We start from the raw sequence: 15,523 nt of genomic DNA on the forward strand, positions 1-15,523 counted from the left end.
GATGAGCCAGAGGATACGCGTGCTGATCGTCGATGACTCCGCGACCGTCCGCCGGACCCTGACGGACATCCTGTCGTCCGATCCGGAGATCGAGGTGATGGGGACGGCGGCCGATCCCTACGCCGCCGTCCGCCGGATCGGGGAGGAGGCGCCGGACGTCATCACCCTGGACGTCGAGATGCCGCGCATGGACGGCATCACCTTCCTGCGCAAGCTGATGAGCCAGCATCCCATACCGGTGGTGATGTGTTCCTCTCTGGTGGAGGACGGCAGCGAGACCCTGATGCAGGCGCTCGAAGCCGGTGCCGCCGACGTCATTCTGAAGCCGCGGATCGACACCCGCCAGAGCCTGCTCGACGCCCAGGTGCGCATCTGCGACACGGTCAAGGCGGCGGCCCGCGCCCGTGTCCGCCCGCGCGCCCGTGTCGCCGTTGCCGCACAGGCGACCGCAAGCCCCCGCATCCCGGAACCGAAGCTGAGCGCCGATGTCATGATGCCGGCGCCCGGAAAAGGGGCGATGGCGCGCACGACCGAGCGCATCGTCTGCATCGGCGCCTCGACCGGCGGCACCGAGGCCCTGCGCGAGGTGCTGGAGGCGTTGCCCGCCGACAGCCCCGGCATCGTCATCGTCCAGCATATGCCGGAAAGCTTCACCGCGGCCTTCGCCCGTCGCCTCGACAGCCTGTGCGAGGTCACGGTGCGCGAGGCGCGCGACGGCGACACGGTTCTGCGCGGACAGGTTCTGATCGCGCCGGGCAACCGGCACATGCTGCTGCAACGCAGCGGCGCCCGCTATCTGGTGGCGGTGAAGGACGGGCCGCTCGTCTCCCGCCACCGGCCGTCGGTCGACGTGCTGTTCCGCTCGACCGCGCACTGCGCCGGGGCCAATGCCGTCGGTGTCATCATGACCGGCATGGGTGACGACGGCGCCACCGGGATGCGCGAGATGCGCGAAGCCGGCGCCTTTACGCTGGCCCAGGACGAAGAGAGCTGCGTCGTGTTCGGAATGCCGAAGGAGGCGATCGCCCGGGGCGGTGTTGGAAAGGTGGTCGGGCTTTCCTCGATCACCCGCGAAATCCTGCGCCATGACCGGTCGTGACGCAGCCCGCTCTCCTTCCGACACATCTGACCGCACAAGGGCTTCGGCATGGACAGCATCCTTGACACAGCCGCCTTCGGGGATTTTGCCCGCGCCGACACCGGGATTCCACCGTCCGGCCTCGGCATCGGGGTTGTTCGGTCGCTGAAGGCCGAGCTGCACGACGCATCGGCGCCGATTGAAACGGCGTTCCTGGCGGTCGGCGAGACACTGTCGCAGATTCTGGACCGGATGGCGGCCATCGGCGAGCGGTTTCGCGCCCTGTCGGTGCTGATCGACAGTGAAGACGGCGTCGATGCATCGAGCCGTCTGGGGAGAATTCGCGCGGTGACCGACGGGCTGGCGGCGAATCTCGAACAGACGCTGGCTGACCTGACCGGCCTTGACGAGGCGGGCGCCGACATGGCGGCCCTGCTCGGCAACCTGTCCCGGATCATCGGCGAGATCACCGCCCTGGCGATCAACGCAAAAGTCCAATCGGTTCAGATCCGCTCCGGCACCGATGATTTCAGTGTCTTCAATCGCGAGATCGACCGGCTCCATCGGTTGGCGGAGGAGGCGACGACACAGGCGATCGGCCATCTCGGGGCTTTGCGGAATGCCATCTCGTCGGCCAAGGATGGCGCGGCCGTCTTTCAACGTGACAACCGGATGCGCCTGGTCGATGTCGGACGCCGGTTGCAGGACAGTCTGGACAAGCTGACGGCCTGCCGCAGCACCGCGCAGCAGGCTGCCCGCCGTTTCGCCGACCGTATCGGTGAGGTCGGCCAGCGGATCGCCTGCTGCATCAGCGAGCTCCAGGTCGGCGACCTCACCTGTCAGCGGCTGTCCCACATCGGTGCGGCGCTGGATGTGCTTGGGCTGCTGGCCGAGACGCCACAGGCAGCGGCGTTGCCGCCGGAGCGACGGTGGCTTGCGGATCTGGACGACCGTCACCGGATCGACCTGTCGGCGGCGATCTGTGCGCTCCAGATCCGCCAATACGAGGAGGCGAGCGGTGATTTCAGCAGCCAAGTGGCGTCCCTGAAGGCCAATCTGGAGGCGCTGGTCCGGGATGCCGACGCCATCGCGCGGGAAGCGGCGACGCTGTTCGGTTCGGAGCGTGGCCATCCCGGGGGCGATCATCCACCCGGTGCCGCCAAGAATCCCGGCGGCTCCATGCTTGCGGATGTCGCGACCGATGTCGACCGCGCCCTGGACCTGTTGCAGCACTATTGCCGGTCCGACGACGCTCTCAGGGAACGGGTGTTCGAGGTTTCGCATGGCTTCGATGCCATGGGGCGGGATGTCCTGGCCATCCGCTCCATCGACACCGACATGCGCCTGATGGGGCTGAACACGACGTTGAAATGCACGCGTCTCGGACCGGAGGGGCGCGGGCTGGGCGTGGTGGCGCAGGAGTTGCGCGCGTGCAGCCGGCGGACCGAGGGCGTGTCGAAGGCAATCACCGGAGCCATCCAGTCAGCCACCCGGCGCGCGGCCGCGTTGGACCAGAGGTCGGGCACCAGTCATCAGGCAGCCAGGGAAGTGGCTGAAGAGATGTCGAATTCGATGGATTGCCTGAACCGGCTGCACGTTGACCAGATGCGCTCCCTGTCGGTTCTGACCGGGGACTGCCTGGAAGTGTCGAGGCTTCTGACCGGGACCATAGACCGTCTTGCCATCGAGCAACGGCTGGAGGCTTCCACTCTGCGCTTTGTCGAACGGGTGGAGGCGGCCTCCAAGATCGGGGAGATCCACGCTTCCGGGATTGCCGACGATCTGCATCGCCTGTTTGCCAATCTCTACACCGCGGAACGGGAGCGGAAAACGCACTCGCAACTCTTCGGTGGCGGTTGCCCGGACGAGAGCCAGGGCCAGGGCCAGGGCCAGGATGGAGCCATGGATGATTTTTTCCTCTAAAAGCCTGTCCTGAAAGATTATTTCCGTGCGAGGCGGCGAATCACCGACCGCCTCAACACCCTGTTGGCCGAACGCGCCGAAGCCGGCCACCCGGGGCTTCCCGCCTTCCTGGCGGTCCGGGCCAAGCTCGGCTGATGGAGCGATGGGCCCGCCCTTCTCGCGATGCTGACGGACGAGACCGACCGTTATGAAATGGCGATCGGCGCTTTTCGCCACGCCACGCCGGGCGGAATCGACTGACTGCGGTGGAGCGATCGGGCGTGCTGGCGCGACGGTCCTCGCGCGCGCCATCGACCTGGCGCGCGGCCGGCACCCCGCTCAGACGAACACCATCGCCGTGCAGGGGGCCGCCGCCAGCAGGATCAGCAGCCCGCCGATGCGGGAGGAAATCTGCTCCGCCGGCGGCAGCGGAGCGAACAGGTGGCTGGCCCAGGCAGCGGACCGCTACTCCGCCATCCCTTGCCTTCACCATGCGGACGGGCTGGTCAACTGCTTTGTGTCCGCCACAAGGCTCGAAGCGGCGGAGGCACCGCTGGGGCGTTCTGGCACGTCACACCCGGTCGGGCAGCACCGCCCCGGTTGCTTCGACGTTCGCTGTCCTTCGTCGAGAACCCCGCGGTCGAGGAGGCTCTCGACCAGCGCGACCTTCTCCATCACCGGGTAGTTGCGCCAGATCTCCCGCTTCATCGCTTCCGGCGAGCCGCCCCCGTGCAGGGAGATGACCGAATACCAGCCGGCTTGGTTGGACACGGTCAGATCCTCGATGAAGCGCGACACCTCCAGGCGCTGTTCCATCGGAATGTCGGTCCGGCCGCCCAGCACCGCGGCCAGCGACCCCTTGGTCTCGGGATTGTGGTCCTCGTCCGGACCCGGCAGGGCGACGATCAACCCACCCGAAACGTAATGGGCGATCCGGTGCATGTCGTAAATCCTGGTCGCGAGCAGCAGCTTGCCGATGTTCGAGAACACCGCCTCCGGGATCACCGTCCCCGACGGATCCTTGGTGCAATAGACCGACGCGGCGACGCCGCAGGCGTAGAAGCTCTCGGTGATGGTGATGAGTTCGACCATCGCCTCGCGGATGTGGCCGTGGCGCTCGGGATCGAGGCCGTTGGCCTCCACCATCAGGGCACCGGCCCCGATCAGCAGGTCGCCGAAGCCGGCGCGGGCGCCGATGCAGGAGTGGCGGTGGTGCGCGGCGTAGGTCGTGGTCAGGAAGCCGCCCTCCTCCGTCTCGCCGGCGAGGAACACGCGGTCGTGCGGCACGAACACGTCGTCGAAGATCACGACGCCGGTCGACTGCCCATACTTCGCCGAGAATTTGGCGGCGGCCTCGCCCGGCCGTCCCGCCGGCCGCGCCACGATGGTGACGCCCGGCGCATCGACCGGCACGGCGCAGCACACGGCGAAGGCGGCGTCCTCCGGGCTGTGCGTCCGGCACGGCATGACCAGGAACTCGTGCATGTAGGGGGCGCCGGTGACGATCGCCTTGGTGCCGCGGATGACGATGCCGTCGGGTCGGCGCTCGACGATGTGGACGTAGACGTCGGGGTTGGCCTGCCGGCCGGGCCGCTTTGAGCGATCGCCCTTGGCGTCCGTCATCGCCACCCCCAGCGTCAGGTCGCGGTCCTGCACCTCGTGGAGGTAATTCAGGAAGCGTTGGCTGTAGTCCGTGCCGTGCGCGTCGTCGGTGCGCCTGGCCGCCTGGAAGATGCCGTTCAGGGCATCGTGCGTCAGGTAGCGCTGCGCGCAGCCGGACACCTTGCAGACGAGCCGGACGGCTTCGAGCTTGTGGAGGAGGTCGGTCGAGCTCTCGTTGATGTGGAGCATCCGGTTGACGGTTTTCCCCGACGTCCCCTGCCGGGCGGTCATGATGGCCCGATGCTCCGGCGCATGGGCGAAGTCATAGGTGATGCCGACGGCGTTGACGCCGGGCGCCAGAAGCGGCTCGTCGGCCACGCTCTCGACGAGCCGTCCGTTGACGAACACCCGCGGTTTGTAGGCACGCAGCGACTCCCGGTAGTCGGCGGCGGTCATCAGCATGAGGTCCTCCCTGATTGACGTTCTGAAATTTGAACATTGTTCATAAAAATGATCAACGGTAGAGTTTTCTTCGGGATCGTTCGAGGAGGCATCGTGGCGGAGCGGCAGCGGGTCAGCCGGCGGGAAGCGGTGAGCGAGCATAAGCGTGGCCTGATCCTGCAGGCCGCCCGCGACGTGTTCGAGGCCGAAGGGTTGGAAGGCGCCAGCCTGCGCGCCGTCGCGACGCGCGCCGGTTACACGCCCGGCGCGCTTTATTCCTACTTCGATTCCAAGGAGGCGATTTACGCCGAGGTGCTGCGGACATCGCTCGCCGCGCTGGGCCAGGCGGTGGACGAGGCGGTGGCGCGGGTCGAGGCTCCGGCGGACCGCCTCGCCGCCGCCGCCATGGGGTTCTTCGGCTTCTACGCCGCCAACCCGCGCGACCTCGATCTCGGCTTCTACCTGTTCCGTGGCGGCATGAAGCCGTTGGGCCTGGGACGCGAGCGCGACGAGGAGCTGAACCGGGCGCTGAACGCCGCCCTCCGGCCGGTTGCCGACGCGGCCGAGGCGCTGGGCGCGTCGAAGGCGGCCGCCGACCTGCTCCTGGTCGATGTCTTCGCCCACGCGACCGGGCTGCTGCTTCTGCTGCACACCGGGCGCATCCGCATGTTCGGTGCCTCGGCCCCGGCGCTGATGGAGGCTTATGTCCAGCTTCGGATCGACACCCTGAGGCAGAGTGGGCCCGGACGCGGCGGGTGACGTCCGCCGCGCCGATGGCCCTCCTCAGGCAGGGGCGACCATGGCCCGCCGCACGATCGTCCGGGCCGTGGGTTGATCGACGGTCAGGGCCAAAGTCCCATAGTGCGCCCCCCAGGCCCCCGCGGCCCCGGGCGCGCGGGTGGCGAGGAACACGTCCACCACCTCCCGCGGGCTGTGGCGCAGCAGTTCGGCGCCCTGTAGAACGCGCGCCACCGCCTCGGTCATCGGGCGGGCCGGGAACTCGTCCCGCACCGCCTCGCGCACCAGGGTTTCGGTGTGCCGGACCAGGGCGTCGAAGCGGGCGTCCTGGCCGGCGAGCGGCCGGACCTCGTCGAACAGGGCGTTGATCGTGCGCGCGTCCTTGATCATGGCCCGGCGGACATCCATGCACATCATGTTGGCGGTGCCCTCCCAGACGCTGTTGAGCGGGGCTTCGCGGTACAGGCGCGCCATCGGGTTCTCCTCGATGAACCCGTTGCCGCCGTGGCACTGCAACGCCTCGCAGACGATGGACGGCGCCCGCGAGCAGTTGAAGAACTTGGCCGCCGGGGTGGCCACGCGCGCCAGCAGGCGCTCGTGCCCGTTCTCCGCCAACTGGTCGGTGGCCTTGGCCACGCGCAGCGCCATCAGCGTCGCCGCCTCGACCTCGACGGCCATGTCCGCCAGCACGTTGGTCATCATCGGCCGGTCGGCGATGGTCGTCCCGAAGGCGTTGCGGGTCGTGGTGTGCCGCAGCGCCAGCGTCAGCGCCTGGCGCATCAGGCCGGCCGAACCGATGGCGAAGTCCAGGCGGGTCAGATGGGCGTGCGAGAGGATCTCGCGGATGCCGCGCCCCTCCTCGCCGACGCGGATCGCCAGCGTCCCGGCGTACTCCACCTCGCTGGAGGCGTTCGACTTGTTCCCGGCCTTGTCCTTGAGGCGCTGGACGAAGAAGCGGTTGTAGCTCCCGTCGGGCAGCGTTCGCGGCAGGAAGAAGCAGGTGACCCCGCCATCGACCTTGGCCAGGGTGAAGAAGCCGTCCGACTGCGGCACCGAACAGAACCATTTGTGGCCGGTCAGCTCGTACCAGTGCGCCGTCTTTCCGTGGTAATCGGCCGAATGCGAAAAGCGCGCGGTGGTCTGGGTCTCGCGCAGGTCGGACCCACCCTGCTTCTCGGTCATGGCGTAGCCGATGACGACCGACGGCTTGTCGCCGACCTCCCTGCGGCTGAACTCGTACTCGGTGCCCTTGGATTTTTCCGCCCAGATGGCGAGGGCCGGCTCGGCCTCGAAACCGGCGTGGGAGGCGTAGGCCATGCCCGTGGGACAGCCTGTGCCCTGCTCGACCTGGTTCCAGAGGTAGGACAGCACGGCGCGGGCGACGTGGCCATTCTTCTGGTTGGTGCGCCAGGCGAGGGTGGGGACTTCGTGCTTCCACGCCAGCGACATCAGTTGGTGCCAGCTCGGGTGGAAGTCGACCCAGTCGACGCGGTTGCCGAAGCGGTCGTGCGTCTTGAGTTCGGGCAGGTGCCGGTTGGCCAGGCGCGCCAACTCCTGGACGGCCTCGTCGCCGGCGACGGCGCCGAGCGCCGCGCAGCGGTCCGCCGCCCAGGGTGCCTCGCGATCGATGGCCGCGCGGAGCACCGCGTCGCCGCTGAAGGCGTTGAACCCGCTGGCGGGCTGCGCCTGGTTGAGGACCGTGTGCGTGCTGTAGCGGCCGGCCGTCTCGGTCTGGATGGCGGCGGAGAGGGTGCTGCTCATGATGGACTCCACGAGAGGTTTCGAACCGTGGCCGTCGGGGGCGCCACGCCGACGCGGGCCGGCACGGCGGTCGGATCGGCCGGCATGGCCACGTCATGCCGGCAAGAATGTGCTGTGAAATGGCGGAGGGCGGCGATCTCCCGGTGCCGGTTGGCCTTCCGGAGCAGGCTCTTCCGGATCGTGCCCGCCGCTGCGCGGTTCCACGAACGCCACCGGCCCCTCGCCCCATTCTTCGTCCGGTGTCGCCACCACGGGCCGCCGCCATGAGCGCCGCCATGACCGCCGGGTGAGCGCGGAGGATGACGGCAACGCCGGTGGTCAGGAGAACTGGGTCAGGGTCTCGGTCGCAACGGAATGGCCTGTGCGGCGCTTTCCGTGCGGGGGGCGCGGTTCAGAAGCGGATGCCCGGGCTTCGCCACGGCGGCCAGGCACAGATCGGCGATCGCGTCGGCGATTTCGTCGGCCCGCTCCTGAATGCCGCCGGTGTCCGGCGCGAGCGATCCCACCAGCCCCTCCATGAAGGCGCCGACCAGAAAGGCGCCCGCGACCTCGACGTCGACATCCCGGAACTCGCCGGCGGCGATGCCCTCGCGGATGATGGTCTCGAACACCCGCGCGATGGCGCGCCGGTACTTCAGACGAGTGCTTTCCACCTCCGGGTCGATCGGCTCGAAGATCAAGCCGTAGGCGAGCCGGCGGCCGCGCATCGCGCGGGCGGCGAAGGTGCGCACGGCGTCCCGCACCTTCCGGGAAGGCTCGCCCTCGGCCACCGCGATCCCCGACAGGACGTCGACCTCGCGCTGGGAGGTGACGCTGACGATGGCCGCGCACAGCTCGGCCCGGGACGGGAAGTAGCGGTAGATCGTGCCCACCGCCACGCCGGCGGCGGCGGCGACCGCGTTCATCTGTAGCTCGCGAAAGCCGCCATCCATGACGACGGAGCGGGCCGCGCGCAGGATCTGGGTCTTCTTGTCGAGCGCGCGGCTGGGCTTGGGGCTCATGATGGGCTGTCCTCGATGAGCGATGTGGCAGACGGCGGTGGCGCGCAGCGGCTGTGATGGATGGTCCGCACCGACCTGGCCGTCACCGGATGGATCCAAGCTGGTTCGAAGCTGTCATGACCACCCCCGATGAGCCTCCCACCGAAGTGAATGTGAATTCATTTTCATTTCTAAGCCAAGCGTCATTGAGCGTCAAGACTTTTGTACGTCTCGCGATCAATCCGTGTGCCCAGCGTGGCGGCATCATGAAAGTGAATGCGAATTCAACGAAACCCGAGGGGGCAGGAGAAGCCGACCGCAGGCCGGCGCCATTTCCTCCAACGACATGCGGACCCAAGCCGCCTTCATCGCCCGCCTGTCCGGTGTCGCCACCTGATGCCGCCGTCACGGCACGCCGCGCCTGCCGGCAGACCATGCAACGGAACCGCAAGACGCGTTTACACCCCCGTCGACCCTCGGGCTGCCACGGCGATTTCCTCCCGAAGCCAGCGATGCGGCGCGTCCTTTTCGCGACGACGATGCCAAGTCTGCACGAATGGAAAGCCGGCCAGACGGAACGGCGGTTCGCTGCACCGGAGGCTTCCCTTCCCCAGAATCTCAAGGCTTCGCTTCGCCGCGGTCAGCACGAGATCGGTGCCCCTGACAAGCTCGGGAGCGGCGGACCAATGTGGGATTTGGATGGCGACGCGGCGCTTGTGGCCCAGGCGGGCAAGCGCCGCGTCGATCTCGCTGTCATCCTCCAGCGCGACGGTGACCCTGACATGCGGCCGCGCAAGGTAACGCTCGATCGAGAGCGCCCCCGGTTGGCCCGATTCATCGGACAGGCAGGCGAATGTCTCTTGGAACAGAAGATCGCTCCTGAGATCGCGGCGCCCCGCCGTCGCCAGCTCGGGATAAACACCGACGGCCAGATCGATCTCCCCGTCGATCAGCGCCGCAAGTGCCCGGTCCCTGCCATAGGACACGACGGACAGATCGATGAGCGGCGCGGCCTTTCGCAACCGCGCGACCAGGGGCGGCAGCAGGATCGTCGTCCCATAATCCGACAGGGACAAACGGAAGTGGCGGCTGCACCGCCCGATATCGAAGGTCGGCGGATCGGCCATCGAACGCACCAGCGCAAGGGCCTCGGCCAGCGGTTCGGCAAGTTGGAGTGCGCGCGCCGTTGGCTGTAGACCTCCTTCGCCCCTCACCAGCAGCGGGTCGCCAAAGATGTCCCTCAGCCTCGCAAGGGCATGGCTGACCGCTGGTTGCGAGCGGTTCAACCGCATCGCCGCGCGCGAGACATGCCGCTCTTCGAGCAGGGCCTCGAGCACCAGCAGCAGGTTCAGGTCGGAGGACGGAAGATCATTCCTTCTGTGCATGGTCTGCATATCACATTCTAATTTCCATAATTTTCATCGATGAAGCAAGCTGTCCCGGAAAGGAGATGTGACCATGACCCAACCCCTCAATCCGGATCTCGGGCTGTCCCATGTGGCGCTGCTCGTGCGCGATCTCGACAGCAGCATCGCCTTCTATCAGGAGTTTGCCGATCTTCGGGTGGTTCATCGCCGGACTGCGGGTGGCGATGTCAAGGAGGTGGCGTGGATGGCGGATGGGGTGCGCCCGTTCGCCCTCGTCCTCGTGGCATCGACACGGCTGACCGACACGCCGCTCGGACCGTTCGGGCATCTCGGTGTCGCCTGCGCGACGCGCGAGGACGTCTTGAACCGGGCGGCCGAAGCCGGATGCCGGGGCATACTGCGCTCCGCTCCCCGCGATTCCGGACCTCCCGTCGGTCTCTGGACCTACATCGCCGACCCGGATGGCAACACGCTTGAACTGTCCTTCGGGCAGGAAATCGCCTTCACGGTGAAGGAGGCCGACGACAAAGCCGGAACGTCCTGACGTCCGGCTCCGGCATCGGCGGCAGGTGGTCGCCGACGCGACCGAGATCGACGCGACCGAACAGGCCTTCGTCACCGCCCTGCTCTCCCGTTCTCCGAAACTGGCGCAGACCGTCGCGTTGGCTCGGGCCTTCCGGACGATGGTTCGCGAACAGCGGACCGGAGAACTGGATGAGTGGCTGCCGGCAACCGACGGTACGGCCATGGCGGGATTCGCCGGCGGCCTGAAGCGTGATCTGGCGGCGGTGCGCGCGGCCTTGTCGTTGCCGTGGAGCACCGGCCCGGTGGAGGGCCAGATCAGCAGGCTGAAGACGATCAAGCGCACGATGAACGGTCGCGGTGGCTTCGACCTGCTGCGTCAGCGAGTCCTCGAAGCTGCCTGAATAGTGCCGTTCACGCTGCCCCCTGCACCGAAAATGCGGAAGGACCCATGCAGTGCCGGATGATGCCGGGGAACTACACTGCTGTCGAGACTGTGCGAGCACAGCGAAAATCGGCATTCAAAAATGGAAGAAAACAACGGCTTAGCGGGGGAGGAAAGTTGTCCTCTGCGGTTGTGCTAGGTCTGCGCTAGGTAAGTTAGTTTTACCTATTGCGCCATTAACCATTTGATCCATAAGAGGAAAATGGTGCCCAGGGACGGAATTGAACCGCCGACACGGGGATTTTCAGTCCCCTGCTCTACCAACTGAGCTACCTGGGCATCCGGCGCTGCGCGGTTGGCCGTGTCGACCGGTGCAGCGCATCGAGGGCCGCTTTGTAGAAAAAATCGCACGGCCTGTCCAAACAAAAATCGACGATTCTTCACGCCGCATCCGGGACTCTGGCGGTCATCGGTGGCACGCGCTAGGGTTCCGCCTCCCAAGTCACGGCAAAGCGACGGGCCGGGAGGCCGGAGACCAGGATGCCGAAGGCGATGCCCAGGCCGGCTGAACCCGAACCTGAAGCTGCAACTCCTTGCCCCCGGCATGCCGGACCAGCCGATGTACTACGTCGTGCCGGCCAAGGCCGCCAACCCGGATCTGGCCCGCAAGTTCATCGAGATGGCGACCGGCCCCGAGGCGCAGGCCGAGGGGATCGTCAAGCGCTTCAACTGGTACCCCGGCATCGACGCCCAGCATGTCCAGGCCAAGCTGGACGAAAAGACCTGGGCCAAGCTGTTCACCGACGTGAAGCCGGACGAGTTGGCGGCCAAGGGCAAGTGCCGACGTGCGCCACCAGCCCGGCCTGCTGTTCGCGGCCGGCGGCATCGACCCGGAGCGCTCGCTGTCCTTCCCGCTGCGCTGGCGGACCGTGGCGGCCGGGATGCTCGGGCCGTGCGGGCGGTGCGGGCGGCGGCCTGCGCGGGGAACGGCCGGATCGCGCTCGCCGTGCCGGGCGAGCGCATCGCGGTGTGACGCCTTTTTTCGGTGTCAGCGGGCGAGTTCGAAGCGGATCGGCTGCGCGCCCTGCCACAGGGTGCGCTTGCCGAGTTCCACCAGATTCTCCAGCCCCTCGGTGATGGTTATGAAGTGGTTGCCGGCGAGCTGGCCCATCTTGCTGGAGAACTGCACGCCGCCGTAGGCCAGCAGGATCTCGGTCTCGCTGATGCCGCCCGGATAGAGGATGATCTGGCCCGGCGCCGGGTGGCTGGTGTGGTTCTCGTAGCCGAGGCCGTAATCGGTGTCGCCGAGCGGGATCCAGACGCCTTCGCCGCTCCAGCGGACATGGACGATCTGGCCCTCGTAGGGCAGCAGGCTGCGGAACTTGGCGCAGGTCTTGGGCGCTGCGGCCGACTCGAAGCGGGCACCGAAGGTGAAGGGGCCGGCGGTGATGGTCAGGGCGTCCATGGTGGCGATCATCCTGGATAATGGTTGAAATCGGAAGGGTTAGCCTTTTCCGACTCGTCATGCCCGGACTTGGTCCGGGCATCCACGGCTGCAAACATCAGGGTTCTGCGTGGATGACAGGGTCAAGCCCGGTCATGACGAATGGGAAGAGGCTGATTGTTGAGGAAAGGCCATGGGTGACGGACATTCGTCTCCCGCCTGTCGATCGAACAATGATCAAACCGCCGCCACCTTCGGCTTTGCCAAATCCGGCGTGTCGCAGCGCAGGAAGGCGCCGCGGCCGGGCTGAGCCACGCAGGTGCCGCCCTCCACCACGACTTCGCCGCGCGACAGCACGGTCTCCGGCCAGCCGGTCACCTCCAACCCCTCATACGGCGTGTAATCGACGTTGTGGTGCAGCAGGCTGTTGGTGATGGTGACCTTGCGGTCCGGGTCGTAGATCACGATGTCGGCGTCGGCGCCGATGGCGAGGCTGCCCTTGCGCGGGTGCAGGCCGTACATCTTGGCCGGGTTGGTCGAGGACAGCTCGACGAAGCGTTGCAGGCTGATGCGGCCCTTCTTCACCCCTTCCGAGAACAGGATCGGCAGGCGCGTCTCGATGCCCGGCACGCCGTTGGGGATCCAGTTGAAGGGCGTGTTGGCGCCGTGCAGCATCTTGCCCTTCGGGTCCTGGTAGCGGAAGGGCGCATGGTCGGACGACACGATGTGGAAGGTGCCGCCGGCCAGCGCGTCCCAGATCACCGCCTGGTTGGCCTTGTCGCGCGGCGGCGGGCTACAGATGCACTTCGCCCCCTCCATGCCGTGTCCGTGCAGGTCGTGCTCGGTCAACACCATGTATTGCGGGCAGGTTTCGGCGTAGATGCGCATGCCGCGACCCTGCGCCCAATGGATCTGCTCGATCGCCTCGCGGCCCGAGACGTGGACGATCAGGATCGGCACGTCGGCGAGCTCGGCCATGGCGATGGCGCGGTGGGTCGCCTCGCGCTCGACCAGCATCGGCCGGGAATCGGCGTGGTAGCGCGGCGCGGTGTGGCCGGCGGCGAGCAGCTTGTCGGTCAGCCAGCCGATGAAATCGGCGTTCTCGGCGTGGATCATCGCCATGGCGCCGTCGCGCCGGGCGACGCTCAGCAGTTCCAGCACCTGCCGGTCGTTCAGCTTCATGTCGTCGTAGGTCATGTAGATCTTGAACGACGTGTAGCCGTCATGGATCAGCGCCGGCAGGTCCTGGCCGAGCAGCTGGTCGGTCGGGTCGCTGACGATGAGGTGGAAGGCGTAGTCGATCACCGCCTTGCCGTCGGCCCGCCGGTGGTAGTCGGTCACCGCGTCGCGCAGCGACTGGCCCTTGAACTGGCAGGCGAAGGGGATGACCGTCGTCGTTCCGCCGCAGGCCGCCGAGCGCGTGCCGGTCTCGAAATCGTCGGCCGACTGCGAGCCGTCGCTGGTCGGCTGGTCGAGGTGGCAATGGCCGTCGACGCCGCCGGGCAGCACCAGCTTGCCGGTCGCGTCGATCTCGCGTGCCCCCGGCCCCAGCCCGGTGCCGATGGCGGCGATGCGGCCGCCGATCACGCCGAGGTCGGCGGCGAACACGTCGGACGCGGTGGCCAGCGTGCCGTGGCGGATGACGGTGTCGAACTGCGGCATGGAACTCTCCTTGGTCCTTAAGGGGCGGTCCTTGGAACGCGTGAACGAATGCTTCCGGCTTTCCGACGCGTCATGCCCGTGCTCGACACGGGCATCCATGGGCAAGCCTGACGTTTCCGCGTGGATGACCGGGACAGGCCCGGTCATGACGAAAGACGGCGATGGAGCGGGCTTTCCAAATCACAGGAAATAGCCGCCCGGATTGGCCTCGGCGGCGATGGCGCGGCGGGCGTCGTCCTGGAGGTTGCGCAGATGCGCCAGCATGGCGGCCTTGGCCGCGCCGATGTCGCGCCGCTCGGCGGCCTCCAGCACCGCCCGGTGCTCGGTGTCGATCTCGCGCTTGCGATGGAAGGTGCTGGAGATGCGGAACAGACGGGCGACCACCCGCATCCGCGTGATGGTGTCGGCCAGCGTCGCGTTGCCGCTGACACGGGCGAAGAAGCTGTGGAAGTGGTTGTCGTAGAGCCAGTGCTGCATGTCGTCCTCGCCGTCGCTTTCCAGCGCGTCGAGCCCGCGCCGCAGCTCCGCCAGATCGTCGTCGCCGACCAGCGGCACCGCCTGCTCGATGGCGTGGCACTCCAGCAGCTCGCGCATCTGCATGCACTCGAAGAACTCGCGGGCCGAGACGACGCGGACCCGGTAGCTGCGCTCGCTGGTGCGCTCCAGCAGCCCCTCGCCGACCAGCCGGACCAGCGCCTCGCGCATCGGCGTGCGCGACACGTTGAGCCGCTCGGCGAGCCGGCCCTCCGGTACCTCGGCGCCGCCGGGGATCTGGCGGCTGAGGATCAGCTCGCGCAGATGCCCGTGGGCCTGGTCGCCGAGGTTGGCGGGCCGGGGGAACAGCGGGTCGGCCGGGGGGAGGGGAGGACTCATCGGCGGGCGCCTTACTGGCCGTCGACGATCGCGATGTTGCGGTAGGCGCGGCCGAAATGGCGTTCGATGCGGCGCTGGACGATGTCCCACAGCGAGGTCATCAGCAGGTAGTAGAGGGCGGCCACCGTGAACAGCTCCAGCACCATGAAGCGCTCCTGGATGAGCAGCTGGGTGCTGCGCAGAAGCTCCTCCATCGAGATGACCGAGGTGACCGAGGTGGTCTTCAGCAGCCCGTTCACGCTGTTGCCCAGCGCCGGGATGATGATGCGGATGGCCTGCGGCAGCACGATGTAGACCATCACCTGGGCCGAGTTGAGGCCGAGCGCGCGGCCGGCGTTGCTCTGCCCGGCGGCGACGCCGAGGATGCCGCCGCGGATGATCTCGGCCAGATAGGCGGCCTCGTTGAGGATCAGGCCGATCAGCGCGGATTCCGTCACCGACAGCTTGATGCCGATCTGCGGCAGGCCGGTGTAGATGATGATGAGTTGGACCAGCAGCGGCGTGCCGCGGAACACCCAGATGTAGGCCTTGGCCGCCGCCGACACCCAGCGGTAGGGCGACAGCCGCAGCAGCGCCAGCAGGCAGCCGACCACGAGGCCGCCGGCGATGCCCGCGAGCGTCAGCCACAAAGTGGTGATCGCCCCGCTGAGCAGATACCCGTTGAACAGGTACTCGAAGAAGCCGTCCCAGTTCCAGCCGCTGGTCATTCCATCACCCTTTCGCTCTTCTTATCCGGCGTGCCAAGCGGCGGCGGGGACACGCCCCGCC

At 67.5% G+C, this 15,523-nt stretch carries 13 protein-coding genes, 1 tRNA gene and 1 pseudogene; 6 read left to right on the top strand and 9 right to left on the bottom strand.

The window, feature by feature from the left end:
• Window position 1: 1 nt before the first annotated feature.
• Both JN22_RS00550 and JN22_RS00555 read left to right on the top strand, forming a co-directional pair.
• The gene (locus JN22_RS00550; protein WP_085552057.1) at window positions 2–1,099 is read left to right on the top strand and encodes a protein-glutamate methylesterase/protein-glutamine glutaminase; all 1,098 of its coding nucleotides are present in this window, start codon (window positions 2–4) and stop codon (window positions 1,097–1,099) included.
• A 48-nt stretch (window positions 1,100–1,147) separates the two neighbouring features.
• Window positions 1,148–3,001, top strand: coding sequence for a hypothetical protein (locus tag JN22_RS00555; protein ID WP_085552058.1), 1,854 nt, complete (start codon window positions 1,148–1,150; stop codon window positions 2,999–3,001).
• 465 nt (window positions 3,002–3,466) lie between these two features.
• Here JN22_RS00555 and JN22_RS00560 read toward each other — a convergent pair whose 3' ends face one another.
• Window positions 3,467–5,044 carry a 4-hydroxyphenylacetate 3-hydroxylase family protein gene (locus tag JN22_RS00560; RefSeq protein WP_085552059.1) on the bottom strand — a complete coding sequence of 526 codons (1,578 nt, stop codon included), beginning with the start codon at window positions 5,042–5,044 and terminating at the stop codon, window positions 3,467–3,469.
• 129 nt (window positions 5,045–5,173) lie between these two features.
• Between JN22_RS00560 and JN22_RS00565 the strand changes: the two genes are divergently transcribed.
• Complete coding sequence (locus JN22_RS00565; protein ID WP_211099534.1) at window positions 5,174–5,782, top strand: TetR/AcrR family transcriptional regulator; 609 nt, start codon at window positions 5,174–5,176, stop codon at window positions 5,780–5,782.
• A gap of 24 nt (window positions 5,783–5,806) precedes the next feature.
• On the opposite strand, the gene JN22_RS00570 is transcribed toward JN22_RS00565, so the two are convergent.
• The 3 genes from JN22_RS00570 to JN22_RS00580 all read right to left on the bottom strand — a co-directional run bounded on the left by JN22_RS00570 (window position 5,807) and on the right by JN22_RS00580 (window position 9,896).
• A complete protein-coding gene (locus tag JN22_RS00570; RefSeq protein ID WP_085552452.1) occupies window positions 5,807–7,522 on the bottom strand; it encodes an acyl-CoA dehydrogenase family protein in 1,716 nt (571 codons plus the stop codon).
• 332 nt (window positions 7,523–7,854) lie between these two features.
• Window positions 7,855–8,523, bottom strand: a complete 669-nt coding sequence (locus tag JN22_RS00575; RefSeq protein ID WP_085552060.1) for a TetR family transcriptional regulator — start codon at window positions 8,521–8,523, stop codon at window positions 7,855–7,857.
• 437 nt (window positions 8,524–8,960) lie between these two features.
• A complete protein-coding gene (locus tag JN22_RS00580) occupies window positions 8,961–9,896 on the bottom strand; it encodes a LysR family transcriptional regulator (protein WP_223677498.1) in 936 nt (311 codons plus the stop codon).
• Window positions 9,897–9,960: 64 nt separating this feature from the next.
• Here JN22_RS00580 and JN22_RS00585 point away from each other — a divergent pair, with 64 nt between their 5' ends.
• Window positions 9,961–10,413: a VOC family protein gene (locus tag JN22_RS00585; RefSeq protein WP_085552454.1), complete on the top strand. Its 453-nt coding sequence runs from the start codon at window positions 9,961–9,963 to the stop codon at window positions 10,411–10,413.
• A gap of 22 nt (window positions 10,414–10,435) precedes the next feature.
• Window positions 10,436–10,795: pseudogene (locus tag JN22_RS00590) on the top strand (transposase); the annotation flags it as partial.
• A 244-nt stretch (window positions 10,796–11,039) separates the two neighbouring features.
• Here the strand turns inward: JN22_RS00590 and JN22_RS00595 are convergent.
• Window positions 11,040–11,115 (bottom strand) — tRNA-Phe (locus JN22_RS00595).
• A gap of 280 nt (window positions 11,116–11,395) precedes the next feature.
• On the opposite strand from JN22_RS00595, the gene JN22_RS00600 reads away from it, so the two are divergent.
• Window positions 11,396–11,809: a hypothetical protein gene (locus JN22_RS00600; protein WP_211099535.1), complete on the top strand. Its 414-nt coding sequence runs from the start codon at window positions 11,396–11,398 to the stop codon at window positions 11,807–11,809.
• Between the two features lie 15 nt (window positions 11,810–11,824).
• On the opposite strand, the gene JN22_RS00605 is transcribed toward JN22_RS00600, so the two are convergent.
• The 4 genes from JN22_RS00605 to JN22_RS00620 form a co-directional block, all read right to left on the bottom strand.
• The gene (locus tag JN22_RS00605; RefSeq protein ID WP_085552455.1) at window positions 11,825–12,241 is read right to left on the bottom strand and encodes a DUF3830 family protein; all 417 of its coding nucleotides are present in this window, start codon (window positions 12,239–12,241) and stop codon (window positions 11,825–11,827) included.
• A gap of 216 nt (window positions 12,242–12,457) precedes the next feature.
• Window positions 12,458–13,882 carry a dihydropyrimidinase gene (gene hydA, locus JN22_RS00610; RefSeq protein WP_085552061.1) on the bottom strand — a complete coding sequence of 475 codons (1,425 nt, stop codon included), beginning with the start codon at window positions 13,880–13,882 and terminating at the stop codon, window positions 12,458–12,460.
• A gap of 180 nt (window positions 13,883–14,062) precedes the next feature.
• Window positions 14,063–14,755, bottom strand: coding sequence for a GntR family transcriptional regulator (locus JN22_RS00615; RefSeq protein WP_085552062.1), 693 nt, complete (start codon window positions 14,753–14,755; stop codon window positions 14,063–14,065).
• 11 nt (window positions 14,756–14,766) lie between these two features.
• A complete protein-coding gene (locus tag JN22_RS00620) occupies window positions 14,767–15,462 on the bottom strand; it encodes an amino acid ABC transporter permease (protein ID WP_085552063.1) in 696 nt (231 codons plus the stop codon).
• Window positions 15,463–15,523: the final 61 nt, after the last annotated feature.

Source organism: Azospirillum agricola (genome assembly GCF_020005195.1).
GTDB classification, from domain to species: domain Bacteria; phylum Pseudomonadota; class Alphaproteobacteria; order Azospirillales; family Azospirillaceae; genus Azospirillum; species Azospirillum agricola.